21 protein-coding genes are annotated in these 26,995 nt (G+C 64.4%); 10 read left to right on the forward strand and 11 right to left on the reverse strand.

Annotated elements, in window-relative coordinates:
* Positions 1-3: 3 nt before the first annotated feature.
* Positions 4-918: a hypothetical protein gene (locus ISP25_RS06305; protein WP_404612513.1), complete on the forward strand. Its 915-nt coding sequence runs from the start codon at positions 4-6 to the stop codon at positions 916-918.
* 488 nt (positions 919-1,406) lie between these two features.
* Positions 1,407-1,769, forward strand: a complete 363-nt coding sequence (locus ISP25_RS06310; RefSeq protein WP_404612515.1) for a hypothetical protein — start codon at positions 1,407-1,409, stop codon at positions 1,767-1,769.
* Between the two features lie 317 nt (positions 1,770-2,086).
* On the opposite strand, the gene ISP25_RS06315 is transcribed toward ISP25_RS06310, so the two are convergent.
* The 4 genes from ISP25_RS06315 to ISP25_RS06330 form a co-directional block, all read right to left on the reverse strand.
* A complete protein-coding gene (locus ISP25_RS06315; protein WP_404612517.1) occupies positions 2,087-3,241 on the reverse strand; it encodes a hypothetical protein in 1,155 nt (384 codons plus the stop codon).
* Positions 3,238-4,512, reverse strand: a complete 1,275-nt coding sequence (locus ISP25_RS06320) for a hypothetical protein (RefSeq protein WP_404612519.1) — start codon at positions 4,510-4,512, stop codon at positions 3,238-3,240. Before ISP25_RS06320 ends, ISP25_RS06315 begins: the two co-directional genes overlap by 4 nt.
* Before the next feature lie 116 nt (positions 4,513-4,628).
* Positions 4,629-6,299, reverse strand: a complete 1,671-nt coding sequence (hutU, locus tag ISP25_RS06325) for a urocanate hydratase (protein ID WP_404612521.1) — start codon at positions 6,297-6,299, stop codon at positions 4,629-4,631.
* Positions 6,300-6,423: 124 nt separating this feature from the next.
* Entirely contained in the window at positions 6,424-8,076 is a 1,653-nt protein-coding gene (locus ISP25_RS06330) for a tetratricopeptide repeat protein (RefSeq protein WP_404612523.1), read from the reverse strand.
* 218 nt (positions 8,077-8,294) lie between these two features.
* Between ISP25_RS06330 and ISP25_RS06335 the strand changes: the two genes are divergently transcribed.
* Together ISP25_RS06335 and ISP25_RS06340 are read left to right on the forward strand one after the other, a co-directional pair.
* Positions 8,295-9,389: a catalase family peroxidase gene (locus tag ISP25_RS06335; protein ID WP_404612525.1), complete on the forward strand. Its 1,095-nt coding sequence runs from the start codon at positions 8,295-8,297 to the stop codon at positions 9,387-9,389.
* Positions 9,386-9,931, forward strand: coding sequence for a cytochrome b (locus ISP25_RS06340; protein ID WP_404612527.1), 546 nt, complete (start codon positions 9,386-9,388; stop codon positions 9,929-9,931). The genes ISP25_RS06335 and ISP25_RS06340 overlap by 4 nt, the downstream gene beginning before the upstream one ends.
* 37 nt (positions 9,932-9,968) lie before the next feature.
* Here the strand turns inward: ISP25_RS06340 and ISP25_RS06345 are convergent, their stop codons facing one another.
* The 3 genes from ISP25_RS06345 to ISP25_RS06355 form a co-directional block, all read right to left on the reverse strand.
* A complete protein-coding gene (locus ISP25_RS06345; protein ID WP_404612529.1) occupies positions 9,969-11,372 on the reverse strand; it encodes a S41 family peptidase in 1,404 nt (467 codons plus the stop codon).
* A 292-nt stretch (positions 11,373-11,664) separates the two neighbouring features.
* Positions 11,665-12,522 (reverse strand): PA4780 family RIO1-like protein kinase, encoded by an 858-nt coding sequence (locus tag ISP25_RS06350; RefSeq protein ID WP_404612531.1) that lies wholly within the window; start codon positions 12,520-12,522, stop codon positions 11,665-11,667.
* Positions 12,523-12,746: 224 nt separating this feature from the next.
* Positions 12,747-14,153, reverse strand: a complete 1,407-nt coding sequence (locus ISP25_RS06355) for a GDSL-type esterase/lipase family protein (protein ID WP_404612533.1) — start codon at positions 14,151-14,153, stop codon at positions 12,747-12,749.
* A 234-nt stretch (positions 14,154-14,387) separates the two neighbouring features.
* Here ISP25_RS06355 and ISP25_RS06360 point away from each other — a divergent pair, with 234 nt between their 5' ends.
* The 5 genes from ISP25_RS06360 to ISP25_RS06380 all read left to right on the forward strand — a co-directional run bounded on the left by ISP25_RS06360 (position 14,388) and on the right by ISP25_RS06380 (position 19,516).
* Positions 14,388-14,951 (forward strand): hypothetical protein, encoded by a 564-nt coding sequence (locus tag ISP25_RS06360; RefSeq protein ID WP_404612535.1) that lies wholly within the window; start codon positions 14,388-14,390, stop codon positions 14,949-14,951.
* A gap of 82 nt (positions 14,952-15,033) precedes the next feature.
* A complete protein-coding gene (locus ISP25_RS06365; RefSeq protein ID WP_404612537.1) occupies positions 15,034-16,545 on the forward strand; it encodes a DNA-3-methyladenine glycosylase 2 family protein in 1,512 nt (503 codons plus the stop codon).
* Entirely contained in the window at positions 16,542-17,057 is a 516-nt protein-coding gene (locus ISP25_RS06370) for a methylated-DNA--[protein]-cysteine S-methyltransferase (RefSeq protein WP_404612539.1), read from the forward strand. Before ISP25_RS06365 ends, ISP25_RS06370 begins: the two co-directional genes overlap by 4 nt.
* Positions 17,058-17,529: 472 nt before the next feature.
* Positions 17,530-18,111: a TetR/AcrR family transcriptional regulator gene (locus ISP25_RS06375; RefSeq protein ID WP_404612541.1), complete on the forward strand. Its 582-nt coding sequence runs from the start codon at positions 17,530-17,532 to the stop codon at positions 18,109-18,111.
* Positions 18,095-19,516 carry a nitrilase-related carbon-nitrogen hydrolase gene (locus ISP25_RS06380; protein WP_404612543.1) on the forward strand — a complete coding sequence of 474 codons (1,422 nt, stop codon included), beginning with the start codon at positions 18,095-18,097 and terminating at the stop codon, positions 19,514-19,516. The genes ISP25_RS06375 and ISP25_RS06380 overlap by 17 nt, the downstream gene beginning before the upstream one ends.
* Before the next feature lie 58 nt (positions 19,517-19,574).
* Here the strand turns inward: ISP25_RS06380 and ISP25_RS06385 are convergent, their stop codons facing one another.
* A complete protein-coding gene (locus tag ISP25_RS06385; RefSeq protein WP_404612545.1) occupies positions 19,575-19,913 on the reverse strand; it encodes a hypothetical protein in 339 nt (112 codons plus the stop codon).
* Positions 19,914-19,962: 49 nt separating this feature from the next.
* On the opposite strand from ISP25_RS06385, the gene ISP25_RS06390 reads away from it, so the two are divergent.
* Positions 19,963-21,234, forward strand: coding sequence for an alkaline phosphatase family protein (locus ISP25_RS06390; RefSeq protein WP_404612546.1), 1,272 nt, complete (start codon positions 19,963-19,965; stop codon positions 21,232-21,234).
* Between the two features lie 150 nt (positions 21,235-21,384).
* Here the strand turns inward: ISP25_RS06390 and ISP25_RS06395 are convergent, their stop codons facing one another.
* The 3 genes from ISP25_RS06395 to ISP25_RS06405 all read right to left on the reverse strand — a co-directional run bounded on the left by ISP25_RS06395 (position 21,385) and on the right by ISP25_RS06405 (position 26,993).
* Complete coding sequence (locus ISP25_RS06395) at positions 21,385-22,659, reverse strand: MFS transporter (RefSeq protein WP_404612548.1); 1,275 nt, start codon at positions 22,657-22,659, stop codon at positions 21,385-21,387.
* 93 nt (positions 22,660-22,752) lie between these two features.
* Positions 22,753-23,745, reverse strand: a complete 993-nt coding sequence (locus ISP25_RS06400) for a TolB-like translocation protein (protein WP_404612550.1) — start codon at positions 23,743-23,745, stop codon at positions 22,753-22,755.
* Between the two features lie 137 nt (positions 23,746-23,882).
* On the reverse strand, positions 23,883-26,993 hold the full coding sequence (locus ISP25_RS06405; protein WP_404612552.1) for a glycoside hydrolase domain-containing protein: 3,111 nt from the start codon (positions 26,991-26,993) through the stop codon (positions 23,883-23,885).
* Positions 26,994-26,995: the final 2 nt, after the last annotated feature.

The following is a 26,995-nucleotide window of genomic DNA, read 5'->3' on the forward strand; positions in this document are numbered from 1 at the left end:
ATCATGAAATTGACTTTCCCCGCGATCATTTTAACAATGAGTTGCTTTGTTTCAGCGAATGCAAGCGCAACTCAAGAATACGCCGACGCGAGCGCAAAAATTGCGTACTACAACCGTCAATTTAGCCAAAGCGCTACTGATAAAGAACGTGAAATTAAGGCAGTGTACGATCTGCATATTGCACCCGCAATAACGCGTGCAAAGCTCCTGAATAATAAAGACCTGCATGATATTTTTTCATCGATAGATACTCTTTGGTTTTTTGCAAATATAACTGGTGACGCGAACAGCGATGTTTATCTCAACAGACAAATTGATATTCTCAATATACTTCGCACACGCAACGACGCTCTCACATCAGAATATATCGACAGTTATAATGCCTTAGTTACCGCCAGGCGATTCGAGGAAGCAAAGCACCTTTTGGCAAATGCTCCCGAGATGAATGTAACGCCTATTCCCGTAATTCAAAGTGCCAAAGATGACGTTACACCAGAGGGTCACGCGATCTTAGAATTGAGTGAGAATGCAACTACATTCAGTCTACGGCCCGTTCAAATAGACGTTGGCGATAGAATCGTTATTGTTGCAGGGTGTCATTTTTCAGAAGACGCCGCACGGGATATAAATTCAAACAATGCGCTTAGGTCGGCCTTTTTGAAGGGAAAGGCAATTTGGCTCGAACCCGCTGAAGCCGATTTAAATACACAGATCATTCAAGAATGGAATCAAAATTTCCCAGACCAGAAACTATCTATAGCCTATCATAATAGTGAATGGAAAGGCGTTGACTTCGCGCGAATCCCGAATTTCTACTTCTACAAGTCTGGACATCTCATTGGAAATGTCACGGGCTGGAAGCGTGGATACATTGACCCGAAGATCTACACCTATCTACACGAAATGGGGCTGCTTTAACCAGGCCACCAAAACAGGCCAAGTTCTGAGCTTTTCCCGCAGCGCTTGTATGGCTAGCCTCAACACCGGATCGCGGCCCGATCGGACATCGCCGACTGCAGGAGCCGCCTCGATGTTCAGGATAATCTCTTTGACAACGAACTCGCGGACATCAGATAGATACCGCGCTTAGTGCAGATACGAGAAAAACAGCAACGCCGTCATGGATCACCTCCATTTGGATCAGGGCAAGTCCACCTTGGCAAAGCCAATTTTCACGACTTAATTGCCCTCTTATCAGCAAAACGGCACATTACAAAACAAAGGCCTATTCCTACAGATTGACTCCACCGGCCTGACAGATTTTCTTTTTCTCCCCACTTAGTATGAAACCGCCAAGGCTCCCTAGCCTCCGGCCGGAGAAAACCAACACCCCAAAACCAACGCGGGCCGCATGGGCAGCCACCCATACGACCCGCTGACCACCACCAACTAGTTAGGAGTTGATCATGGCTAACCCCGATCATACGGCAGCCGCGCACGCCGCTGCGCCCCGCCCCACCAACCCGCTCTCGCGCCCCTACTGGACCCGCGCCGATGCCGGCCCCGACGCGCACGACGCCGCCACCCTGGCCGGCCTCGCCACCGCCATCCACGCCCTCGCCCGCGTGCTGACCAACAGCGAAGCCTTCCGCGACCTGCACGCCAACAGCCAGAGCGACACCGTCGAACCCGGCTGCTGCCCGCTGGACGCGCCCACCACCGAAGGCCTCTTCGCCGCCCTGTACTTCCTCAGCGAGCAGGCCGAACGGCACAGCCAGTTGCCTCTGCCCCAGCCCGCACTGCTTCATCCGGGCGACGTGCCGTATTGAGCCCAAACGCGAACCTGCCGGGTCGCTTCGCCAAGCGTGCCCGGCAGAGCCAATGGCCAGACCCGCACATCCCAAAGTCAACCGGCGAGGGAGACTCGCAAACGAGGAAATTGAACTCATGATTGCGGCTTAATTGCCTCCGCCCCCCTTTCCCCTGCTAGCCCTGAAATCAGTGAATCGGCGTCACCTCAGCATTCACTCGACACTGATCCCACCGAGACGGCCTCTTGGAAGAACGGAAGTGGGCGGGGGCAAAGTGGAATTTTTAAAGCGCCGACATGAACAAAAGGGTACTCTGCCCCGTTTTTTACACCGGCTTATTCAGTACCAAACAAATTGAATTGTGCAGACTCCTCATTTACACCAGCTCGCACTAATTCGCTTGGCGTGGGAGAGGCCTCACCACCTGATGCGGTCCAAGCCTTAGCAAAGCGCTCTCTATCGACTCCCGAGAAATCGAGAAGTGCGCCTAACATTGATTTAGCGTGAACACTGAGGCTATCAAATGGCGGCAATCCCACATGATAGCTAGCCATTTCCAACTCGCGGCCTGTCAAAAACAATTGATCTGCCCGAAGAAGCCGAACTGCTTGATCTGCAACAATTTCGGCTGGTATTTGCTCCAAATCCTTTTTTAGACCAACCTGCATTGCAATAGCGGCCCCTCGACCGCCTGGCGCATACTTCTCAACCAATGCAAGCGCCATATCCAGCGCATGCCGCCCATCTTCGTCACTTAACGCTCCAAGGCGCACGGCATTAAGCATAAGCTCCCTCCGCTCATCAATCGTGCGAAAGGCTGCGCCCACGCTCACATAATCCAAGCTTTCACAGGCAATAGCCGCAGCTAGATACGCCAATCGACCGGCCGCTCGGGCCGCCCCCGAACAGGGATAATAGCCAACGGTAGCGTTGGCCAGCCTACCGAAAGATTCGAGGGATCTCACGACAGATGGCGCACCAAAACCCTCTGAGAGAGAGGACAGGATATCCAAGCGGGCGTCTTGTAAATCCTTACTTCTAAATTCCCGATCCACCGCCTGAAGTTCGGCAATCATTCGCTCGTCGTCTATCCGACTGGGAAAAATAATGGACTGACTGCTCTGAATTCTCTGGATATCAGATCCATCAATAAGCTGAAGATTAAGCTTATTAGCAACAGAGCGCAGATTCTTTCTCTTGTCCGTAGTCGCTACGTAAGCACCATCCACACCCAATGCGTCAGCAAGTCCACGGGTCCAAAAGATACGCTCAATAGCTTTCGGACGCTGCTTATACTTTGCGTCACAGATCTGAACTCGACGAGTCGTTCCAGTTGGCCGCTCATAAAGCCAAAGATCCACATCTGTAAGATCTTCGTTAGAAAATCTAAATGGAACTCCGCGAATCACGAAGAATCCCGCACGCAAAAAATACGCCCTGAGGATCTCCTCAAGGACGGCCCCCTTGGGCAATTTATCTATGCCACTCATCGGAATGACCGCCCGCCTCGAACAGCTTCCAAAATGTCGCGCGTTGTTCTTTTACTCATGACTGACTGCTTCTTTCGTACCGATGTACGACTCTCCTCTGGACCGATGTAGCCGGACATCGGCGCGCTCGGCAAGTCAGTCAACGATTGCGCATACGCATTCCCTTGCGTAAGAACGTGCAATGCGAGCTCACCCACTTCCTTTTTTATGAGCGTCATATAGTACCGCTCAGGAAAACGAATATCCGGACGAAGCTTTACTACTCGATTTATCTCGAGCACGCGATAATCCTGACCAATAGCAGTCGCGGGACCAATCTCTCTTCCAGTGATCAGTTTTCCCAACAATACTGGAAGCATATCAATTCTACCCTGCGAAGATGGCCTTGATGTCATGCCATAACTGAGAGCCGCGACAAGCGACTTAGCCATATCGAAGCAATCGTCTATCATTGGATCGACAAACTTGTGAAAAGCAGATGGAGATGTCACATATACATGACTCCCCATTTCGTTAGTTACCTGATTCAGATCGAATACGCCAGCGGCGATTAATTTTTCAAATAACACCTTAGAAAGGACTTGCTCGACGCGAGTTGCCGTGAGACACCCGCTTTTCGAAAGTTCCTGACCTATTTGCACGACAAGGGCCTGCTCTGGCTGGCTCAGAGACGAAAGAACTTTTTGACTCTTGACCACGGAATCACGCCTAAACAAGTTTCCGTTGAAAAGTAGACGATCCTCCCCCTCTCCTTCCTTATCGATAAAGCCTATCTCCTCGGCACGATTCAAGAAATCATGAACTTGGCCGGATGATAGTTGATGTTCATCACCTATCTTTTCCAAGATATCAACACGGCGTACAGGCGCAGCTGAAGCAATCTCGGCCAACGAGATCGAGGCTTTTTCATAAGGCGTTGGATCTGCGTCGTAATACATATCCGCCGCATTTCCTAACGAGCCTCGCGTTGTAACACCTAGGACAGCCACCTCCTTTTCCGATAGCTCCACAACACGCTTTTTCTCCAGAACTTGAAGAAGACCATTGAGTTCATGGCGCGGATTGAGGCCAGATGCAACCGCGATAGCGCGAACTTCCGCTAACGGAATGACGACTTGATTGGACTGCCCAAGCTTCGTAAGTAATGTAGCAGCCTTTGCGGCCTCATCTATTGCTGGAAATTCGGCAGGCCCGTTCGAGTCTAAGACAAGCTTCCTTCCATGATGAATTACCCAAGCCCCAGTTATTTCCTTATCGCTCACCTCAGACATTGCAACCCCCTTTGTCAGACAAAGCTCGACATTTTCTTATCCGCAGGCACTCGTTTTTTAAAGGATTGCCACTCAATCTAACAATGAAATCGCTTAATGGAAAACGCAAAAACCAATTACACCATCGGCAACTTCAACCCCTGCTCTTTGGCGCACTCCACCGCAATCTCATACCCCGCATCCGCATGCCGCATCACCCCGGTACCCGGATCGTTCCACAACACCCGCGCAATCCGCTTGTCCGCCTCGGCGCTGCCGTCGCACACGATCACCACACCGGAGTGCTGGCTGTAGCCCATGCCCACGCCGCCGCCATGGTGCAGCGACACCCAGGTGGCGCCGCCCGCGGTATTGAGCAGCGCGTTGAGCAACGGCCAGTCGGACACGGCGTCGCTGCCGTCCTTCATCGCCTCGGTCTCGCGGTTCGGCGAAGCCACGGAGCCGGAGTCGAGATGGTCGCGGCCGATCACCACCGGCGCCTTCAGCTCGCCGTTGCGCACCATCTCGTTGAACGCTAGGCCGAGTTTGTGGCGTTGGCCCAGGCCGACCCAGCAGATGCGCGCGGGCAGGCCCTGGAAGTTGATGCGCTCCTTGGCCATGTCCAACCAGTTATGCAGGTGCTCGTCGTCCGGGATCAGCTCCTTCACCTTCTGGTCGGTCTTGTAGATGTCTTCCGGGTCGCCGGACAGCGCCACCCAGCGGAACGGGCCGACGCCGCGGCAGAACAGCGGGCGTACGTAGGCGGGCACGAAGCCGGGGAAGTCGAACGCGTTGGCGAGGCCTTCGTCCTTGGCCATCTGGCGGATGTTGTTGCCGTAGTCGAAGGTGGGGATGCCCTGCGCGTGGAAGGCGAGCATGGCTTCCACGTGCTTCTTCATGGATTGCTTGGCGGCGTCGCGGGTGCCGTGGGGGTCGCTCTTGCGACGCTCGAACCACTGCTCCACGGTCCAGCCGCTGGGCAGGTAGCCGTTGACCGGGTCGTGCGCGCTGGTCTGGTCGGTGACGGCGTCGGGCTTCACGCCGCGACGCACGAGTTCGGGCAGCACGTCGGCGGCGTTGCCAAGCAGCGCGATGGATTTCGCTTCACCGGCGGCGGTGTACTTGGCGATGCGCGCCAGCGCGTCGTCGAGGTCGCTGGCCTGCTCGTCCACGTAGCGGGTCTTGAGGCGGAAGTCGATGCGGCTCTGCTGGCATTCGATGTTGAGGCTGCAGGCGCCGGCGAGGCTGGCCGCCAGCGGCTGCGCGCCGCCCATGCCGCCGAGGCCGGCGGTGAGGATCCATCGCCCTTTCAGACTACCGCCGTAGCTCTGGCGGCCCATCTCCACGAAGGTTTCGTAGGTGCCTTGCACGATGCCCTGCGAGCCGATGTAGATCCACGAGCCGGCCGTCATCTGGCCGTACATCATCAGGCCTTTCTTATCGAGCTCGTTGAAGTGCTCCCAGTTGGCCCAGGCCGGCACCAGGTTGGAGTTGGCGATGAGCACGCGCGGCGCGTCCTTGTGGGTGGGGAACACGCCCACCGGCTTGCCGGACTGCACCAGCAGGGTCTCGTCATCGTTGAGTTCACGCAGGCTGCGCAGGATGGCGTCGAAGCATTCCCAGTTGCGCGCGGCGCGGCCGATGCCGCCGTACACCACCAGTTCCGCCGGGTTCTCCGCCACCTCGGGGTCGAGGTTGTTCTGCAGCATGCGGAACGGCGCCTCGGTGAGCCAGCTCTTGCAGCTCAGCTCGGTGCCGCGCTGCGCGCGGATGGTGCGGGTGGTGTCGATGCGGGTGGGAGCGTTCATGGCGATCTCGGGGAACGAGGGAAAACCCGATTGTGGCGAGCCATCCGGCGCGTGAAAAGGCGCGCTGCGGCATGGCGGCGGAAAAACCTGCGGGGAAGGTGTGTTGTACCCGCGGGCAACCCGGTTAGTGGCTTTTCGGCGCCGGCCCCGCCGCCGCGTTTGGCGGCGCCTTGGCGAGAAGTTCACGCATGTGGCTGATTTGCCATTGCATGCCCGGATTCGGATCGTTGGCAAAATGGTCGAGAAAATACCGATAGGTGCTGTCCAGGCCGGCACGCGGCTGCGTTTCCTGGATGCTTGCCCGCATGACCCACCCCGCCGGGCTGCCGGGGTATTTGCGGATGATGCGGTCGGTGATGTCCCAGGCCTTGTCCCACTCGTGCGTCTGGTTGGTGTAGAGATTCCCCAGCACCATGAGCACACCGATGTCGTCGGAGTTCATCGCCAGTGCGCGCTCGAGATCCTTTTCGGCGTTCTGGCTGTCCCCGCGCGACAGGTAGACGGTGCCGCGCAGCTGGTAGTTGTCGGGGTTCATGGGATTCCCGGCGATGAGGCGATTGGCGTCATCGAGCGCCATCTTGGATTCGCCCACACTGGCAAGGTTGCTGTCCCGCCGCCGGCGCGTGCTCTGCGCATCTGGAAGAAAGCGCAGTCTCTCCGACAGATAGACCACTGCGAGTTCCGCGTGTCCGTGCTCGCTGGCGACGTTGCCGGCGTTGCCCAGCAGGGTCGTGCTGCCGACGTTGTCGAATACCTTGGGATACGCCGACCAATCGACCGACGAGCGGCAATTGCACACGTCATATTCGTAGGCCGGCTCGGCGGAGAGCAGGATCGCGAGCAGCGGGTTTTCCTTTACGAGCACCTGCGCCTGCTGGGCCACGCGATCCATGGCCGCCAGCGAACCGCCCCAGCGGGGCTCCGCCGCGCTGCTCAGCGTGCCGTAAATGGCGTAGTTGTCGGGCGCCACCGCGAGGCCACTCCGCGCGGCGCGATCGACGTAGGCGGCCCCAAAGCTCATCGAACCGACATGGATCATCGCGACGTAGGTCGGCGTGACCTTGGGATCCAAGGCCATGGCGCGCTGCAGATCGGTATCCGCCCGCGCCAGCAGGCGATCCATGGCGTCGATGTTGCTTTGCGGCGTCTCGCTTATGTAGGCGCCGCCGCGCGCTTTCGAGGCCATGGCCACATACGCCCAACCGCTTGCGGCAAAGGCAAACGCGCTGTTGGGCGACGCACGCTTCCATGCATCCAGGGTTTCGCGGACACCGAGCGAACCCTCACCGAACGCCTTGAAGTACGTGTAATCCAGCAGGCCATGCGACTCGGGATAGGCCAGCTGCGCCTGAAGCGCCTGCGCAAGCCGGCGATCGAGCTCGGCGGCGCGCCCGTTCTGGATGAGTGCCTGCGCTTCGTCAAACGAGATCGTCTTTTGCAAGTAATAACGGCAATAGGCCTCTACCGTCGCCGGCGACCAGTGACTGCGCGGCGGATCGGGATAGCTCATGCAGCGTTGCAACGGATCGGCGATGGCCTCGGCGCTCCGAACCTTGGCGAGAAAGGCATGCACTTCGTCGGGAGTGAAGACGGGTCCGGCATGCCTGCGCAGCATGGCGGGGGGCTGTATGCGGGAGCCGGTGGGTTGCGCTTCCCTGGCGGCCGTCGTCAGGAATAGCGGCATCTCGCTGCTGACAAACCAGCCGAATGCGCCGAGGCCTGCGATGCCCGCCAAGGCCAGTGCAACGATCAGCGCAATGCGTCCATGCGTCGACATGATTCGCCTCTCCTCCTAAGGCACGAAAGGCGCGACAGTAGCACCGCGATGCGAGGGTTGTCAGTGCTGTGCGTCGACTGCGCAGCCTGCGTAGCCACATATTTCGATCATGCGGGTAACCCCGGACGAAGGCCGGGCGAATATCCCGGAAGCAGCCGTCGTTGGCGCGCCCTGTGCCAGCGACGCCCACCGCTATTTCGATTGTTTCGGAGCACCCGATGCCAGAGTCACGGACACCCAAAAAACGACCGCGCCACCTGGGGGCCTGGGTACTGATCGCCGCCGTTCCCGCGGCTTGTGCACTGGCCTTTGCCTACGTCGGCGGCTGGCTCGCGCCGCAACGGCTCACGCCGAAGCGCCTTGTCGACCAGTTCGAGGCCAACGCCGGCGTGCATCCCGGCTACCGGCGCAACCATGCCAAGGGCGTGTGCGTGGCCGGATACTTCGAAAGCAGCGGACAGGCCGCACCGTATTCGATGGCACAGGTGTTCGCGTCGGGGCAGCGCACGCCGGTGGTGGGCCGCTTCGCGATCCCGGGCAGCAATCCGTATGCGCCGGACAGCAGCGTGCCGATCCGCAGCATGGCGCTTCGCTTCACCCAGGCAAACGGGCAGCAATGGCGCACGGGCATGAACAGCATGCCGGTGTTCCCGGTGGCGACGCCGCAGGCGTTCTACGCGCAGTTGCAGGCGCAGCAGCCCGACCCGGCCACCGGCAAGCCCGATCCGAAGAAAGTGGCGGCGTTCTTCGCCGCGCATCCGGAGACGGCCGCGTTCCGCGCCTGGGCGAAGACCGCGAAGCCCTCGGCGAGCTTCGCCACCGAGAGCTACTGGAGCCTCGATGCCTTTGTGTTCACGGGATCGGATGGTCTGCGCCACGCGGTGCGCTGGCGCATGGTGCCGCAGTCCGCGGATGACGATAGTGCCGCGCCTGCGGACGATGCCGATTACCTGGCTGCCGATCTGCGCCAGCGTCTTTCCCATGGCCCGCTGCGCTGGAAGCTGGTGGTGACGCTGGCCAACCCGGGCGATCCCACCGACGACGCCACCAGGGCATGGCCGACCGATCGCCCGACCGTCGACGCCGGCACGTTGGTGGTCGACAGCGAGCAGGCGCAGGACAGCGGCCCCTGCCGCGACATCAACTACGACCCGACCGTGCTGCCGAGCGGCATCCAGCCGTCCGACGATCCGCTGCTGCCTGCACGCTCGGCCGCCTATGCCGATTCCTACCTGCGCCGCACCAGCGAGGAGGCGCATCTGCCGGGCACCGCATCCCTGCCTGCGAAAGCACAGCCGGAGGCCCGGCCATGAAGAACACGACCGGACTGTTTGCCCTGCCCGCCCGCGTGCTGCATTGGCTGATGGCGGCGATGATCCTGGCGATGCTGTTCATCGGCGTCGGCATGGTGGCCTCGGTGTCCGAACGCCACGCGTGGCTGCTGCGCATCCACAAGCCGCTGGGCATCGCGATCCTGCTGCTGGCGGTGGTTCGTCTCGCCGTGCGCCTGCGCTATCCGCCACCACCGCTGCCGGCGGATCTCCCCATGCTGCAGAAGCTGGCCGCGCACGCCTCGCACTGGCTGCTCTATGCGCTGATGATCGCGATGCCGCTGGTGGGCTGGGCGATGCTCTCGGCCGGCGGCTATCCGGTGATGCTCAGCGACTCGTTGCGCCTGCCGGCGATTTTCCCCACCGATCCGATCGCCTTCGCCGTCCTGCGCCACCTGCACAGCTGGCTGGCGATGCTGCTGTTCCTCACCTTCCTCGCGCATATGGCGGCGGCGCTGTACCACGGGCTGATCCGGCGCGACGGGGTGCTGGCGAGCATGGTGGGGAGAAAACGCGGCGCGTGACGCGGCACGCGAAGTGGACCATGGGCCCCATACAGGCTCAGGGATGACAATCCGGCTTTTGTTCCAGCCATGCCTGCGCCACCGCAAGTGCCGCATCGCCCTCGGCGTCGGAGGCGGTTGTCAGGACATCTGGCTGCAGCTTGTCGCCATAGGCTTGCCCGGTGCGATCCACATCGACGGCCGTCGTCAGGAAAAGCCTGCTGCCATCGGGAAGGTCGAAGCCGGTATTCGCCGTGCTGAGCCCGGCCGTGGGCCGGCCGAACGAACGCGTACCGGGTCGTCCGCGGAAGGCCACGGCCACCACCTCGCCTGAGCTGGCCGTGTGGGGTCCGTACAGCACGGCCACCGGGGCATGTTCCAGCGCCGGTCCTGCGGGTGCCGCCGGATCGAACGGGCTGGATGCCGCGAAGGTGCCCATGCGCCCGTCGGCATCGCGGAAGCCGCCGAGCTTCCCGTCGCCAAGCAGGGGGCGCAGCCCTGCCAGCATCGGATACATGTTGCCGCCGGTATCACCGCGGAGGTCGACGATCCAGCCGCAACGCACCTGTGGTGCCAGCTTGCCGATGGCATCCACCATATTGCCCACGAAAGCGCGTTGCGCGTCCGCATTCATGCCGCTGTAACCCGGCATCTCGATGTAGCCGATCCTCGCCCGCTGCAGTTCGACGGTGGAAGGCGACGTCGCTCCGCCCTGGGTTCGGTCCTGGTGAACGTCCCCGGGCACCATCAGGAAGCTGTGATGGTCGCCCAGCTTCGCCAACAGGAAACGGATGGTCGGATAGACATCAGCCGTGGACTTCGCATCCTTGCCCATTGCATGCAACGCAGGGATCAACTCTTGCCAGTCGACGTCTCGTGCATGCAGCCCGCGTGTGCGCACGATCTGGATGGCGGCATCGAGCACGGCTTCCGGCGCCACCGCCACCGCATTGGATTTCCCCGCGACCATGAGCCGGAGATGCCTGGCGACGACTTCGCCGTTGCCCTGGAGGATCGTGCCGAACAGCACGCGCGTGGCGGTCGCCGGCACGTCGATCCGCACTTCGCGATGCACACCTGACGCCGTACCCAGCACGGGCATACGCTGGGAGTTGGCAAAAGCCACCATCTTTCCGGCAGCGTCGTCCGCACGCAGCCATATCTCTGCGCCTCGCTCCGCATTGCCCGTATCGAGATCGGCGGAAAGCGCGAGCGTGTCGCCGCGATACGTCGCAGCGTCCAACACGCTCAGCGAGCCGCCAAACTTCGCGGGATCGGCGTCGCGCCTCGTCACTGTCACCGTCGCGCCGGAGTCGCCGGTCGCGTCGCCCGAGCCATCCACTGCGTAGTGCTGGCGGTCACTGCCGATCACCTTCCACGCCTCCGGCGCGCGCGTGGCGCCATAGGCGGCAAATGCCAGGGTGCAACACAAAACACATGCGGTGGCGAATGAACGGTTCATGGCATCCCTGCAGTCATCCGGAGTGCACGGAAGCTACGCCACCCGAGTGCAGGCAGGCAATGGGCTGATCCGTCGCGATGGAGTGCTGGCAAGCATGATTACGCGGCAACCCGAATAGATCCCCGCCGCCCGTCCGGAAATTGCCGTCATCACAAGCATCTCGATGCAGCGGGCGGGGCTGCGCCGGACGCCTTGTCGGCCGGTGTGGCGAAACACGCTTGCGCAAGGCCTGCATCCCGTAGCGACGGTTGCGCCCCTGCGTGGTCTACCCGGCGTGTCCGCCAGCGCCGGATTAATCCTCGGCCTGCGCCGCCTCGCGTCCCTGCTGCCGGATGACCGCTTCCTCGCGCGCATCGATGATCGATTGCATCACGCTGTCGATGTCCACCGCGCCCTCGTCGAAGACGAAGTGGCCGGTCAGCTCGCTGTCCGGTCGCAGTTCGCCCTGCGCGAACAGTGCCCACATTTCCTCGGCGTAGTGGGTATCGAGCAGCTCTGGCGCAAAGCGCGACAGGCTGATCGTGATGTTGCCCACGTCCCGCCGCAGCATGGTGCGCGCGGCATTGTTGCCGGCGGCGCTGACTGCCTGCGGCAGGTCGATGATGACCGGGCCATCGGCCGCCACGAGCACGTTGTATTCGGACAGGTCGCCGTGGATCAGTCCCTCGCACAACATGCATGCGATCTGGCGGATCAGAAAGCGGTGGTAGTCGCGTGCCGTCTGCGCCGACAGCTCCACTTCGCCCAATCGCGGCGCCGAGCAACCGTCGGCATCGGTGACCAGCTCCATCACCAGCACGCCGCCGAAATAGCCATATGGCTGCGGCACCCGCACGCCCGCGCGCGCCAGTTGATACAGCGCATCTACTTCGGCGCTTTTCCACGCGGCCTCGGCTTCCTTGCGCCCGTACTTGCTGGCCTTGCCCATCGCGCGCGCCTGGCGGCTGCCGCTCACCTTGCGGCCCTCCTGGTACTGCACGCGCTGCTGGAAGCTGCGCTGGGCCATGTCCTTGTAGACCTTGGCGCAACGCACCTCGTTGCCGGAACGCACCACGTAGACCGACGCCTCCTTGCCGCTTTTCAGCGGACGCAGAACTTCGTCGATCACGCCATCGTCTATCAGCGCCTGCAGGCCAGCAGGGGTTTTCATGCGCGGGAAAGCTCGTCAATGGGAAATAACCCGCCATTATGACTGACAAGCCTCTTTCGGCCGAATATGCACCCGTTGGCCCGTTCGAACGCGCGCAGCTGCGGCGCGGACCGGCCCCCTGGTGGTGAGGGGTCAGCTCGCCAAATGCGTATGGCACGATGCCGGCGGTACGGCTCGTCCACGCGATGCGGAAACCAAAGCCGGAAGCTGGAAGCAGCGGAACCTCAATGACAACCCTGGGGCGGCTGCAACTCCGCGTGGAACAGCACGTCGTAGGCCAGCGTGCCCATCACGGCGTAGCCGCGATCGTTCGGATGCAGGCCCGCGTCGCCCGCGCAGACAGCCGCCATGCCGACCGGCAACGGCGATTGCTTCGCGACCAGCGGCGGTGGCGCATAGGTGCCCGCCACGGCATCGGCAAAATCGACCACGCCGTCGAAGGTCGCCGAGCTGCGTATCCACTGGTTGAACTGCAGCCGGACGGCCTCCCGCCGCGGGGTGTACCAGCCCGGGAATCCCGCGAACGGCGTGACCGTGCCGGCATAGATGCGCAGGTGGTGCTGGTGCGCCACGTCGGCCAGCATGCGCATGGACGCGACGAGATCGCCGGTGGTCGCGCCGTCGGGATAACCGGCGGCATCGATGCCGCGATTGATGTCGTTGGCGCCGAACAGCACGACCACGTCGGTGACGCCGGGGCGGTCGACTACGTCGCGCAGGAAGCGCTTCAGGCCGGAGGTGCCGGCGTCGGGCGCGCCGATCTGGTCGACGGTGAGTTCGTCGGCGCTGATGCCGGCATTCACCACCGCCGTCGCGTCGCCGTTGCGCTGCGCGACGCGGGCCAGCACCGCCGGCCAAGATGCGGTGGGCGCGCTGGCGAGGTAGCCGTCGGTGATCGAGTCGCCGAACGCGACGATGCCGCGGGTGCCGGCCGGCGCCTCGACCTCGACGCCGGCCAACAGGTAGATGTGATCGTCCCGCGTGGTCGGCAATGCCTTCGCGGGCGGCAGTTGCGCCAGCGATGCCCGTTGCATGGCATCGCCATCCACCGCGTACGTGGTGTGCGCCCGTTCCAGCGGGTGGAAATCGGCCAGTTGCGCCGGGCCGTCGAAGTACAGGCTGACGACCACGTTAGACAGCGGCGGCACGCGCAGCTCGACCGGATCGCTGACCGCTTCACTGCCGGGCGCGATGGTGATCGAGGTTTTGCCGCCGTCGAAGCTCATCGGCCGATCGCTGCCGGGATCGATCGCCGACAGGTCGCCGGCATGGCCGGCACCGAGTGCTATGCGCGCGGCGCTCACGGTGAGCGGCTCGCGGCCGTAGTAGTTCGACAGCCGGATGCGCACACGCTCGCCGCCGGCGCTGAGATTCACGCTCTGGCGCAGGGTCAGGTGATCGACCGTGGGCACGCGCTCGAGCGGTTGCCCGTAGGCATCCATCACCAGCTTGCCGTCACTGCCGGCGGCGTGCACGTATTGCGAGGTCATCGCCTGGCCCCAACTGGCGACCCATTTTTGCGTCGAGGGTCGCGTGCCGACGGCGCAGCTCTGGAGCAGCACGCAGGCTGATAGCAACGCCGCCAGCATCGCGGCGCGCGGAAAACGGACAATGCGATAGGCGCGTGTCATGCATGCCTTCCCCGGGAAATGGCAGGGTCGCCAACCTGGATCGTTCGGCAGCGTGCGGCCAACTGTCAATGCGACGGATAGGCCCACCGCGGGCCGCCGCCCGGCGACTCCAGGGCACGTCGGCACACCGGCCGGCTACTCCGTGCGCGAATTGACGGGCCCTGGGCAGCGGCGGAGACTGATGGGCCGGGGATCCGGGAGTGGCCATCGCGCGTCATAGCGGGGGAGGCTGCCATGCGTACAACCGAGTCGTTCTGCCGATTCACGATTGCCACCGCGATGCTGCTCGTCGCGGGCGGGTTGCAGGCTGCGGACAAGAAGATGCCGACGGATGCCGAGCTGATCGCGAGCGCGATGAGTGCGGCGCCGACGGGCATCGCGAAGCACGCCACGATTGTCGTGCCGGGCGCAGACGGCACGATGCGCACGCTGCGCAAGGGAACGAACGATTTCACCTGCATGCCGGACAACCCGGCCACGCCAGGACCGGACCCGATGTGCGCGGACAAGAACGCGTGGGCATGGCTCGGAGCGTACATGGCGCACAAGCCGCCGCCGCCCGGCGTCGGCCTGGCATACATGCTGGAAGGCGGTGTCGACGCCAGCAACACCGATCCGTTTGCCACGAAGCCCGCCACGGGCCAGCACTGGATACGCACCGGCCCGCACCTGATGATCTTCGGCGCGGATGCGGCGTTCTACGACCTGTATCCGAAGGACACCACGCCGGATACGGCGGTGCCCTACGTGATGTGGCCCGGGACGCCGTACCAGCACTTGATGACGCCCGTGCACTGAGCCGGCGTGGTTCCGGCGGGGCGCCCGCATTGATGTCCGAAAACGGCGAGTCGCACCGACTCGCCGGTGCTAGCCTGACGGCATGAACGAACTCCATGCCGGCACCTTGCCCGACCCGCGCAGCTGCGAACAGGCGCGCCTGAGCCGCGATGCGCGCTTCGACGGGTTGTTCTTCACCGCCGTCAGCAGCACCGGCATCTATTGCCGGCCGGTGTGCCCCGCGCCCGCGCCGAAGCGGGAGAACGTGCGCTATTACGCCACCGCGGCGGCGGCGGAAGCAGCCGGCTTCCGGCCTTGCCTGCGCTGCCGGCCGGAGCTGTCGCCGGGCAACGACGTGTGGCAGCGGGGTGACCATGTGGTGGCGCGGGCGTTGAAGCTGATCGAGCACGGCGCGCTGGACGAGGGCTCGCTGGAACAGCTTGCCGCGCGCGTCAACGTGGGTGCACGGCAATTGCGCCGTCTGTTCACGGAGCGGCTGGGTGCGGCGCCGCTGAGCGTGCACACCACGCGTCGGCTGCTGTTCGCGAAGCAGCTGCTGACCGAGACGGCGATGCCGGTGACGGAAGTCGCGCTCGCCTCCGGCTTCCGCAGCCTGCGCCGCTTCAATGCCGCGTTCGCGCAGGCGAACCATATTGCGCCGCGCGAATTGCGCCGCCAGCCGCGCGCGGCGAAAAGCGATGCGCTGACGTTGCGCCTCGCCTATCGGCCGCCGTTCGACTTCGCCTCGCTGCTCGACTTTCTGCGCGGCCGTGCGCTGCCCGGCATCGAGCAGGTGGACGACATCGCCTACGCGCGCGTCTTCGGCCCTGCCGATGCACCGGGCTGGCTGCGCGTTTCCGCGTGGTCTGGCGGCGAGCATGCGTTGAAGCTGGAACTGCATTGCCCGCAGCCGGCGCAGATGCAGGGCGTGGTGTCGCGCGTGCGCCGGCTGTTCGACCTGGATGCCGACCCGCGTGCAATCGCTGACGCACTGCGCGGCGAGGCCACGTTGCGCCCGCTGCTGCGCAAGCGCCCAGGGCTGCGCCTGCCGGGCAGTTGGGACGGTTTCGAGGTTGCAGTGCGCGCGATCCTCGGCCAGCAGGTGAGCGTGGCCGCGGCGCGCACGTTGGCGTCGCGACTGGTGCAACGCCACGGTGTCGTGCTGGAGCAAGCGCCGCTGCCCGGGCTGGACCGCCTTTTCCCCACGTCCGAAGCGCTGGCGGATGCCGACCTGCGCGCACTCGGCGTGACCACGGCGCGCGCCGAAACGATACGCGGCGTGGCGCGTGCCCTGCTGGACGGCCGCGTGGATTTCCGTGCGGAGCAGCCGCTGGACGAATTCGTGGCGCGCTGGGTCGCCTTGCCCGGCATCGGCGAGTGGACGGCGCATTACATGGCGATGCGCGCGCTGAGCCATCCCGACGCCTTCCCTGCCGCCGACCTGATCCTGCGTCGCGCTGCCGCAAGCGGTGGCGACGCGCTCAGCACCAAGGCACTGACCGCGCTCGCCGAAGCATGGCGGCCGTGGCGCGCCTATGCCGTGATCCACCTGTGGCGCGCCAGCACGGATTCCGCGGCGCAACCACGCACGAAACGCAAAGGAGCCAACGCATGAAAACCCAGGAAACCATCTGGTACGACGAACTGCCCACGCCCATCGGCCAATTGTGCTTGGTGGCCGATGCCAAGGGCCTGCGCGAAGTGTGGTTCGAGAGCGGGAAGCATCCGAAGTCGCTCGACCCGCAGTGGATACACGATGCAGGCAAGCTCGCCTTCGCCCGCGTGCAACTGGAGGAATATTTCGCCGGCGGACGCCAGACATTCGCGCTGCCGCTGCACCCGGTGGGCACACCGTTTCAACTCTCAGTGTGGCACGAGCTGGCGCATATCCCCTACGGCACTACGATCAGCTACGGCGAAATGGCACGACGCATCCGCCAACCGAAGGCGATGCGCGCGGTAGGCGCCGCGAACGGCCGCAATCCGCTGCCCATCGTGTTGCCTTGCCATCGCGTGATCGGCGCGGACGGCAGCCTCACCGGCTTCGGCGGCGGCCTGCCGGTGAAGCAATTCCTGCTGTCGATGGAAGCACGAGTCGCCGACGGCGACCTGTTCGCCTCGGCGTAATTCGCCAGTGAGCTGCTGATTTTCCGGTCATCCCGGCGTGCCGCTTTTCAACAACCGGCGACTGGTCAAGCCTGGAACCGGTGCCTGCCATCCTTGAATGCGAAAGCGCTGGACTCCGGCTTTCGCACACTGCCGTCCGGAATATTTCGCAAGCGATCCTCTCTCCTCTATCGCCGGATGCGGAGAGCGGCCGTGGATGGCTGCGCTTTGAGGAGCGAGCAAGAGGGCCCGGGATGAGGGTTCGGGCTCGCGTCGACATTTCGCTGCGCCCGAACCCTCTCCCGCCTGCCGGCACCCTCTCCCGAAGGGAAAGGGACTCACCTTTTGTGTTCAGTGAATTCAAATTACCTGGCTTCGTTGTTCGAGACGAGAGCATGCGCTGCCTGGAGTCCGTGAACCGGGACATCGGATATTCCCAAGTCTCCACCAAGGTGCATTGACGCGGCCCGCGCTTCATGTATACAGTGTATACATGAAGCGCCTGACCACTGCCGAAAAGATCCTGCGCGCCGCGCACACGCTGTTCGACCGCGAAGGCGTCGATGCAGTAACGATGCGTCGCGTGGCCGAGCTGGTCGGCATCACGCCGATGGCGATCTATCGCCACTTTCCGAACCGCGAAGCGTTGCTGAAACGCATCTCCGACGACGGCTTCCAGTCCGTGGCGGATTCGTGGCAGGAGCACGCCGGCCGGGGCGACATCATCAAGCGCCTGCACGCCACCCAGATGCTCTATCTGGATTACGCGCTGGCCCATCCGCACCTGTTCGACCACGCGTTCTCGGTGCGCCGCGACGACGCCCGGCGCTTTCCGGAGGACTTCCGCGCACGGCGCTCGCCCACGCTCAACGTGGTGGCCGACACGCTGGCCGAAGGCATGCGCGAAGGCGTGCTGCGCAAGGACGACCCGTGGGACGTGGCGATGACGTTCTGGGCGCACACGCACGGGCTGATCGCGCTGTATCGCGCCGGACGCTTCAGTTACGACGAAGAAAAATTCCGCGCGTTCTACCGCGCATCGATAGGGAGGCTGCTCGATGGCATCAGGGCTTGATCGTCGCGCGTTGCCGGCTTGGCTGGCGGCGACTGCATTGTCCGCGCTGGGCTGGTGGTTCGGCAGCGGCCTGCACCCGTTGTGGTGGCTGACCTGGATCGCGCCGCTGCCGGTGCTGTGGCTGGCACCCCGTGTGCGTGCACACTGGGCGGCGCTCGCCGCGCTCGTGGCCTACACCATAGGCGGACTCGACCTGTGGACCTATGCGCGCGTCGATCTCGGCCTGCCTCTTGTGGTCATCCTGTGCCTGCTCTTCGAACCGGCCCTGGTCCTGGCCCTGTGCGCGCTGCTGTTCCGCAGGTTGCTCCTGCGCGGAAAGCCGATGGCCGCAGTGCTGTCGGTGCCGGCGCTGTGGGTGTCCGCCGAATATCTCTACAACCTCGTTTCGCCGCACGGCACCTGGGGCAATATCGCCTACACCCAGATGGATGTGCTGCCAGTGATCCAGGTTGCCGCCATCACCGGATTGTGGGGCGTCGGCTTCCTCGTATTGCTGTTGCCGGCGGCCATCGCAGCGCAGGCGATGCCGCGAGGAACGTGGCCTGTGCGCGTGACGACGACCGCGGTTGCGCTGTCGCTGGTTGCGGTAGCGCTGATCTATGGCGTCTTCCGCCTGCAAGCACCCGCGACGAGCGTTCTGCGCATCGGCCTGGCATCGCTGGAAAAGCCGGTTCAACCGTCGCTGTCGGGCGCCGCCGGCCAGGCACTGGAAGTCCGTTACGCATCGGCGATCCAGCGCCTGGCGAGCGAGGGCGCTCGCATCGTGGTGATTCCGGAAACCTCTTTCTCGACCGCATCCCCTACTGTGCCGGCATTCGCGCAGTTGGCCCGGCAGCAAGACCTGATTCTCGATACGGGCATCGACTTCAAGGGCGACCCGCAGGCCCGGCGCAACATGTCGATGGCGTTCCAGCCCGGCCTTGCGATGCCTGCCACCTACAACAAGCATCACCTGCTTCCCGGCCTCGACCCTTACACGCCCGGGCAGACTTACCGCATGCTGGACGGCACGCCGCGGATCGGCCTGGCGATCTGCAAGGACATGGATTTCCACGACATCGGCCACGCCTACGCTTCGCGCGGCGCGCAACTCCTGCTGGTGCCGGCCGACGATTTCACGGTGGATGGCTGGCTGCACAGCCGCATGTCGATCATGCGCGGCGTGGAAAGCGGCTTCGCCATTGCCCGCGCGGCACGCAAGGGGCGCCTCACGCTAAGCGACGACCGCGGCCGCGTGCTGGCCGAAGCATCCAGCGAAGGACGCGATGCCGAGCTGGTGGGCGATCTGCCGCTGCGCGCGACACGCACGCTTTATGCGCGCTGGGGCGACTGGTTCGTCTGGTTGAATCTGGCGCTGCTTGCCACGCTGCTGCTGGTGGCGTTGCCTGGCCGACGCACGGACTGAAACGCGCTCAAAGCCTGTTCAAAGTCTTCCCGCGGTTCGCGGCAATGTGAGCGGGCTTTCAGAGGTGACCCTGCGGCGCCGTCGTCGTCGACGTGGAGGTGTCGCGATACTGGTTGACGAGATCCTGCTGCCGCGCGTTGTCGCGCTGCTGCTGCGCCTGGTCGGCCTGCCGGATCTGGTTGCGCGCATCCGAGCTTTGCGCCAGGGGCTGCTGCGCCATGCTCGACACGTTCTGGCGTTGCTGCGCCTGCTGCTGGCTCTTCTGCGCCTGGTCGCTCACCTGCTGCTGTTGCGTGGTCTGCTGGAAGCGTGCGTTGGCCGGCGTGGTCTGGGCCGAGGCCGTGCCGGCCACGACGAGCAAGCCAGCCAGCGAGCAAAGGATGCGTGCGGTTGTCATGGCTTCTGGGCGATCATGGGGGGAGACATCCGTATCGTATGGCATCCGCATGAAACTACTGTCCCGCCTGTTGCTGGCCACCCTGGTCGCGTTCAGCACCGGTTGCGCCACGCAACCCAAGGCACCTGCCGCAGCGCCGCCGACCGCCGCGGCAACCCGGCCCGCGCCGTTGCTGCTGATCTCCATCGATGCGTTCCGCGCGGACTACTTCGATCGCGGCCTCACCCCCACCCTGGCCATGCTGGCGCAGGGCGGCGTGCATGCCGATGCGATGCGGCCTTCGTTTCCCTCGCTGACCTTCCCGAACCACTACACCCTGGTCACCGGGCTCTATCCGGACCATCACGGCATCGTCAACAACACCATGGTCGACCCGGTGCTTGGCAAGTTCACGCTGGACAACCGCAAGGCCGTGGGCGACGGCCTCTGGTGGGACAGCGGCACGCCGATCTGGGAGGACGCCGACGCGCACGGCCTGCGTACCGCCACCATGTTCTGGCCCGGCACCGAGGCCGGCATCCACGGCAGGCATCCGGACTACTGGATGCCCTACGACGGCAAGGTGACGCCGGACCAGCGCGTGGACCAGGTACTGGCCTGGTTCGATCTGCCAGCCGACCAGCGGCCGGCCTTCGTCACCCTGTATTTCGACCAGGTGGACCATGCCGGCCACGACCACGGCCCGCATTCGCCCGAGGTGAACCAGGCGCTGCGCGACACCGACGCCGCGCTGGCGCGCCTGGTGGCCGGACTGCAGCAACGCGGCCTGTTCGACCGGACCAATATCATCGTGCTTGCCGACCACGGCATGGCCAGCGTGCCGCTCGCCAACACCATCCTGATCGAGAAGCTCATCCCGCTGGATGAAGTGCAGACCGTCAACCTCGACATCGTCGCCGGCTTCAACCCGAAGCCGGGTTACGATTTCGCCGCAATCGAACGCACGCTGGAAGAGCCGCAGCAGCACATGCGCTGCTGGGACAAGACACGCATCCCGGCACGCCTGCACTACGGCAGCAACCCGCGCGTACCGCAGCTGGTGTGCCTGGCCGACACCGGCTGGCGCATCGCCACCGCCGAGGAACTGGCCAAGCATGCCGGCCACATCAGCGTCGGCGAACACGGTTACGACAACGCCGATCCGCGCATGGGCGCGCTGTTCATCGCGCACGGTCCGGCGTTCCAGGTCGGCCTGCGCTATCCGGAATTCCCCAATGTGGACGTCTACCCGCTGATGACCCATCTGCTCGGCATTCCTGCCGGCAAGAACGATGGCGACTACGACCAGGTGAAGGGCATGCTGAAACCGGCGGACCGCTGACCGTTATCCGCCGTCATTCCGGCGCAGGCCGGAATCCAGTGAAATGTGCGCGCGCAGCACACGAGACAGTTTCTGTGTGCTGAGCACGAGTTGCCTGACCGGATTCCGGCCTGCGCCGGAATGACGGGTGCGCCGGATCGAGCTGACAGCTCACCCCATCGCGCCCTTGCTCATCGGCGTGGGCGGCGTGGCCACGTTCACCAGCGGCTTGAGCCGGACCAGGCCCAGCGCGATCAGCAGCCCTACCAGCACCAAAGTGCCGGTGAACGCAGCCACGCCGTTCCAGCCGTGCGCGGCGTAGAACAGGCCGCCGCTGGCGCCGGCCACGCTGGAGCCCATGTAGTAGCAGAACAGGTACATCGACGAGGCCTGCGCCTTGGCCGCGCCCGCGCGCCGGCCCACCCAGCTGCTGACGATGGAGTGGCCGCCGAAGAAGCCGAAGGTGATCGCCACGATGCCCAACGCGATCAGCCACAACGACGCGGCAAGGGTCAGCAGCACGCCCGCCAGCATCAGCGCGAGCGCCGTCCACAGCACCTTGCGCCGCCCCAGCTTGCCGGCGAGGTAGCCCATCCACGCCGAGCTGAAGGTGCCGATCAGGTAGATGCCGAAGATCAGCCCCACCACCGCCTGGCTGAGGTTGTAAGGCGGCGCCAGCAGGCGGTAGCCGAGGTAGTTGTAGACGGTGACGAAGGCGCCCAGCAGCAGGAAGCCTTCGACGAACAACCACGGCAGGCCGCGGTCGCGGAACATGCCGGCGAAGCGCGACGCCAGGGCGCGTGCGTTCCACGGCTGGCGCACGAAATTCCTCGACGGCGGCAACGCGCGCCAGAACGCCAGCGCACACGCGAAGCCGATCACGCCCACCACGGCCACGCCCGTGCGCCAGCCGAAGAAGTCGTCGAGCACGCCGGCCACCAGCCGGCCGCCCATGCCGCCCACCGCGCTGCCGCTGATGTAGAGACCCATGCCCAGGCCGATCGACTCGGCATGCATTTCTTCGCTGAGATAGGTCATCGCCACCGCGGGCAGGCCGCTCAGCGTGAGCCCGAGCAGGGTGCGCACCGCCAGCAGCGAATCCCAGTCCGGCATCGCCGCGCTGGCCAGCACCAGCACCGCCGAGGACAGCAGCGAGGCCACCATCACCGGCTTGCGTCCCCACGCATCTGACAGACCGCCGGCAAACAACATCGCGAACGCCAGCACGCCGGTGGTGAGCGACAGCGCCATCGCCGCACCGGCCTCGCTCACGCCGTAGTCGCGGCTGAACTCCGGCATCAGCGGCTGCACGCAGTACAGCAGGCCGAACGTGGCGAGGCCCGCAGCGAACAGCGCGAGGTTGGTGCGGCGAAACGCCGGCGTGCCGTGACGGATCCAGTCCTGCGAATCCGCAGCCGGCGCATCAGGGATAGGGAGATCGTGCATCGCCACCGCATCCTTCCGAACGTGATGCAGCGAGGATAGAACCTCCGCGTGGAACGATCGACGATGCGCAGCGGCACATCGCCGGCACGTGGATCAGCCTGCGTTTCTGTGCGCTTCCAGCAGGGGCGTCAGCGACACCGACCATGCGTTGAGGTTGCCGTTGTCCCACTGCTCGATGCGCTGCAGGTATTCGGCCGCCTGCGCCGGCGTGTGCGGATAGTGCGCCACCGGCATGCTGCGGTCGCTGGTGAAATACAGCGTGCGCTGGTCCGGCCCGAGGTGCGGCAGGTAGTCGGTGCTGAAGCCGGGCGCATCGTCGCCCTCGTAACGGATGGCCTGCGGCGTGCCCCAGCCATCGCCCTGGCGGAACACGATGAACAGGTGGTCCTTGCTGTCGCCCGGCAGGCGGTGATCGCTGGCGAACACCATGTACGAACCGTCGGGCGCGATCTCCGGATCCACGTCGTTGTCGCCGTAGTGGCTGAACGGCAACGGCTGTGCTGGCTGGTAGGCGCCGTGCGCATAGTGCGACACGTACAGGCGCTTGCCTTTGCCAGGGTCGATCGACAGGAAGTAGATGCTGCCATCGCGCGTCATGCTGGCCTTCCACACGGCGTCGCTGATGTTGACCGCGTCCGGCAGGCGCCGGGGCTTGCTCCAGCCGTCGTTGCCTTCGCGGTCCACGCGCCACAGGCCTACCTGGTTGTGCGCCGGCGTGCTGTCGATGCGATGGATCGACACATAGATCACGTACCTGCCATCCGGCGAAAACTCCGGCGCAAGATCCGGCCAGGCGCCGGAGAACGATGCCATGACCGGGGCGGACCAATGTCCGTCCACGCGATGCGATTCCATGATGGTGCCGCCGCCGGCGCCGCTGCGGGTGAAGAGCAGCGTGTTGCCGTCGGGGCTGAAGGTCGGCGCCTCGTCGTTGGCAGGACCGGAGACGATGCCCGGCGCGAAGACCTGCGGTGCGGCCAGCGCCGGCGGTGCGGCGGTAGCGGTAGCGGTAGCGGCGGTGGCGGTGTTGAGACCCAGGGCAACCACCAGGGCCAGACAGAGCATGCAGCAGCGTGAACCGGACACGTCGTAACTCCTTATGCGGCAAGTCGAGAACAAGCGATCGGACATCCCACCCACGCGATGCCGCGACCATCGACCGGACGCGGCGCAGCGTGGGCGTCACGCTAGTTGCACGATCGCCCTGCCGCAGGTGCCGGACGTCACTCCTGGCCGTCGGTGCCGTGCGCCGGCGGCGCCTCCAGCTCCAGCAGCCAGCCCTTGCCGGGCTCCACGGTGATTTCATCGCCCGGCTTGAACGTGGCGGCCGGCTGGAAGCCCTCCACCGCGGGGGCGACCAGGCGGACGCGTGCAGGATTCAGGCCCAGCGCCTTCCAGTTGATTGTGAGCTTCACCTTCGCGGTGGCGGGGGCCCACGAGGCGATGGACACCAGCGTCTTGTCGCCCTTGCGCACGTAGCTGGTGGCGAGCACGTCCGGATTGCTGGTCTTCACCGGCGTGTCGTGCACCCACCAGCCGACCATGTCGGCCTGCTCGATGCCGAACGCATCCCACAGCTGCCACAGGCGGCGCGGGTCGCCGCCGGTCCACGGCAGGCGGTTGGTCATGCCGAACACCATGCCGCGCCACGGATTGCCGCCGTTCTGCAGCATCTCGCCCATCAGGCCGTAGGGAATGCCGGAGATCTCGGTGAGCCAGTACTGGGGCGAGGTGTGCTCGTAGTCGAACTCCTCGCCGAACCACAGGCGGTTGATGTACGGGAACAGCTCCATGTAGAGCAGCGCGCTGTTGATGTAGCCGTCGCGCGCGTCGTACTGGCTGGCGGAATGCAGGTCGATCAGCGCATGCGGACGATGCGCATCCAGCACCTTGCGCACGCGCAGCATGGTGGTGCGGTCGTAGGCCACGTCGTCAAGGTAAAGGCCGTCGATGCCGATGTTGCGCGCCAGCCAGTCCAGCCCCTCGATGTAGAAATTGTGCCAGCGGCTCTGGCCGGCGTCGACCACCGCCGCGTCGCGGTTCTCCGGCACGTGCCAGGCGGCGATGTAGTTGCCGTCCAGATGTTCCTGCAACCAGGAGAAGCCGCCGCCCTTGCCGGGGCTGACGATCTCGCTGCACGGTCCGGGTGCGGCGTTGCCGTCGTCGCCGAGGCGGCAGCCGGTGAGGCTTTCCAGCATCGGCAGTTCGGGCGCGCGGTCGGTGAGCTCGCGGATGGTGTCGTAGATCTTCACCTCCATGCCGCGTGCATGGGCCGCATCGATGTACGCCTTCATCTTGGCGGGTTCGAGGAACGGATAGTTGATCCACGGATTGATCGGCGTGGCGTGATGGATGTTCACCACGTTGGCACCCTCGGCCTTGATCTGGTCGAGGTCGGCGTACTTGTGGAAGTAGCGCTCGGCGAAGTGCTGCGCCGGGTCGATGGTCTTGAACGGCGTGACGCGGAGCACGAGGTCGTAGTGCAGCGTCTGCCCTGCCGCCATCGTGCGTGCGCCGCTGAATGCCTTGACCACGTAGCGCGCACCGTCGTGCGCGAAGGTGATGCCGCCCTGCCCCGCGTTGTCCCACGAAGCCGGCATCAGCAGCGGCTGCTGGTGATAGAAGTTGGTGTTGAGCGGACGGCGGTAATTTTCGTCGCGCAGGTGGAATTCCAGGCCCGCATTCACCGCGCCGATCCACGCGCCGTCCTGGTTGTTCTCGACGTTCCACTTCCACGCGAAGCTGTCCGGCGCGGCGGAACCGGTGCGGCCCAGGCCCAGTTCGTACTGCGCCACGTCGTTCCTCAGCGGAATCTCCAGGCGGATGTCGGCCAGCTTCACCGCCTGCGTGGCGGTGAGCGCGATGGCATAGCTGAGCGTGCCATCCATCTCCAGGCTGGCGGTCACTTCACCCTTCAGCGCGCCGGCCTGACCCGTCACCTGCCAGTGCACCTTGCCGGGGCCATCGACCGTCACGTTCGGCGAGGCAGCGGCGCGCAGGGCGTGCGCACCGCTGGCGTCCTGCACCAGCAATTGCATCGGCGCGGCCAACAGCGCGCGCGGCGTCTTGGCAAGGCCGGTCATGCGCTCGTCGAAGAAGCTGTCGATCTGTGCCGGCAGGCCGCTGGGGGCCAGCGTCACCGTGCGACCGAAGATGCCGAGCTTCGCGCCATGCACCGTCACCGCGGTGAACGGCTTCACCAGGTCGTCGTTCTGCGCCAGCGTGGAGTTGAGCCAGTGCAGGCGCGTGAGCTTGAACGGATCGTCGTCGCCATGCGCCACCGCTTCCTTCGCATGCACGGTGATCGCCAGCGGAACCTGCCGGGGCGCAACGCCGTCCGCGCTGATCGTCAGCGTGCCGCGGTAGGTGCCGGGGCTGGCGTCGGTCGGCACATCCAGCCCCATCCACAGCGGTTGCACGCGACCCCGCGCCACGTCGAGGCGATTGGCGAAGGTCTTGCCGGCGTAATCGGTACCGCCGAGATTGAAGCAGGTGAGCCGCGCCGCCGGAATCGTCGCGCCATCCGGCCCGTGCATATCGTCGAAGCTAACACGCACGTTCTGCGCCGCGCCGCGCGCCGCCCACAAGCCCACCTGGAAACTCAGATACTCGCCGCGCAGGGCATCGTCCGTCAGCGGGCCGCCTTCGCCACGTTGAGCCCAGCGTTCGGGGACCTGGGTGAACATGCGGATGGGGTGTTCGCGCGTTTCCGGGAACAGCAGCCAGGACCGGTCTGGATTCGCCGCCAGCAGATGCTGCAGTTCCTCCGGCGAGGCGGTGCGCTCCATGTCGGTATAGGCGTCGAAATCGTCCAACGCCTCGTAGCCGATCACGCGCGCCTGCGGCAGCTTCGCCACGCGGCGCGGATCGTCGAGGCCGTTCTGCTTCACCCATGTGACGTCGGCGGTATCCGTCGGCGTGCGGTAGGTCACCGTGGGGTAGTTCGAACGACCGCTGCCGATATAGGGCAGGTAATAGATCGCATACGTGCCGGTCTGTTTGGCTTCGAACGCCAGCACACCTTCGGCCTGGCCGATGCGCTCGCGCACCACGTTGCCCACCGCCTGCCCGTCCGGACCGACGACGATGGTGGCGACGCTCTCGGGATGGTGATCGCGCCGATGCCAGGGGATCGTCGCCAGCACCGCTGCCGCCGGCTTGTCCACGGCGACGGCGTAGCGATGGTTGCCGTACTGGTCGGCGTTCCAGTGCAGTTGCACGCCGTCCTCAAGTGTCTGCGTCTGCGCCATGCCGGCGGTGATGCTGCCGGCGAGCAGGCTGCAGGCCAGCAGGCCGAGTGCCGCCGGATGATGCGGGGCTCGTGAGTGGCGCATGG

It is taken from the genome of Rhodanobacter hydrolyticus (assembly GCF_044904645.1).

What these genes read in the sequence shown, in the direction of transcription:
- ISP25_RS06365 (WP_404612537.1), top strand. Translation starts at nt 15,034, where the DNA reads ATGAACGAACTCCATGCCGGCACCTTGCCCGACCCGCGCAGCTGCGAA.
- ISP25_RS06345 (WP_404612529.1), bottom strand. Translation starts at nt 11,372, where the DNA reads ATGAACCGTTCATTCGCCACCGCATGTGTTTTGTGTTGCACCCTGGCA.
- hutU (WP_404612521.1), bottom strand. Translation starts at nt 6,299, where the DNA reads ATGAACGCTCCCACCCGCATCGACACCACCCGCACCATCCGCGCGCAG.
- ISP25_RS06315 (WP_404612517.1), bottom strand. Translation starts at nt 3,241, where the DNA reads ATGAGTGGCATAGATAAATTGCCCAAGGGGGCCGTCCTTGAGGAGATC.
- ISP25_RS06340 (WP_404612527.1), top strand. Translation starts at nt 9,386, where the DNA reads ATGAAGAACACGACCGGACTGTTTGCCCTGCCCGCCCGCGTGCTGCAT.
- ISP25_RS06395 (WP_404612548.1), bottom strand. Translation starts at nt 22,659, where the DNA reads ATGCACGATCTCCCTATCCCTGATGCGCCGGCTGCGGATTCGCAGGAC.
- ISP25_RS06305 (WP_404612513.1), top strand. Translation starts at nt 4, where the DNA reads ATGAAATTGACTTTCCCCGCGATCATTTTAACAATGAGTTGCTTTGTT.
- ISP25_RS06350 (WP_404612531.1), bottom strand. Translation starts at nt 12,522, where the DNA reads ATGAAAACCCCTGCTGGCCTGCAGGCGCTGATAGACGATGGCGTGATC.
- ISP25_RS06330 (WP_404612523.1), bottom strand. Translation starts at nt 8,076, where the DNA reads ATGTCGACGCATGGACGCATTGCGCTGATCGTTGCACTGGCCTTGGCG.
- ISP25_RS06320 (WP_404612519.1), bottom strand. Translation starts at nt 4,512, where the DNA reads ATGTCTGAGGTGAGCGATAAGGAAATAACTGGGGCTTGGGTAATTCAT.
- ISP25_RS06335 (WP_404612525.1), top strand. Translation starts at nt 8,295, where the DNA reads ATGCCAGAGTCACGGACACCCAAAAAACGACCGCGCCACCTGGGGGCC.
- ISP25_RS06370 (WP_404612539.1), top strand. Translation starts at nt 16,542, where the DNA reads ATGAAAACCCAGGAAACCATCTGGTACGACGAACTGCCCACGCCCATC.
- ISP25_RS06310 (WP_404612515.1), top strand. Translation starts at nt 1,407, where the DNA reads ATGGCTAACCCCGATCATACGGCAGCCGCGCACGCCGCTGCGCCCCGC.
- ISP25_RS06355 (WP_404612533.1), bottom strand. Translation starts at nt 14,153, where the DNA reads ATGACACGCGCCTATCGCATTGTCCGTTTTCCGCGCGCCGCGATGCTG.
- ISP25_RS06375 (WP_404612541.1), top strand. Translation starts at nt 17,530, where the DNA reads ATGAAGCGCCTGACCACTGCCGAAAAGATCCTGCGCGCCGCGCACACG.
- ISP25_RS06390 (WP_404612546.1), top strand. Translation starts at nt 19,963, where the DNA reads ATGAAACTACTGTCCCGCCTGTTGCTGGCCACCCTGGTCGCGTTCAGC.
- ISP25_RS06380 (WP_404612543.1), top strand. Translation starts at nt 18,095, where the DNA reads ATGGCATCAGGGCTTGATCGTCGCGCGTTGCCGGCTTGGCTGGCGGCG.
- ISP25_RS06385 (WP_404612545.1), bottom strand. Translation starts at nt 19,913, where the DNA reads ATGACAACCGCACGCATCCTTTGCTCGCTGGCTGGCTTGCTCGTCGTG.
- ISP25_RS06405 (WP_404612552.1), bottom strand. Translation starts at nt 26,993, where the DNA reads ATGCGCCACTCACGAGCCCCGCATCATCCGGCGGCACTCGGCCTGCTG.
- ISP25_RS06360 (WP_404612535.1), top strand. Translation starts at nt 14,388, where the DNA reads ATGCGTACAACCGAGTCGTTCTGCCGATTCACGATTGCCACCGCGATG.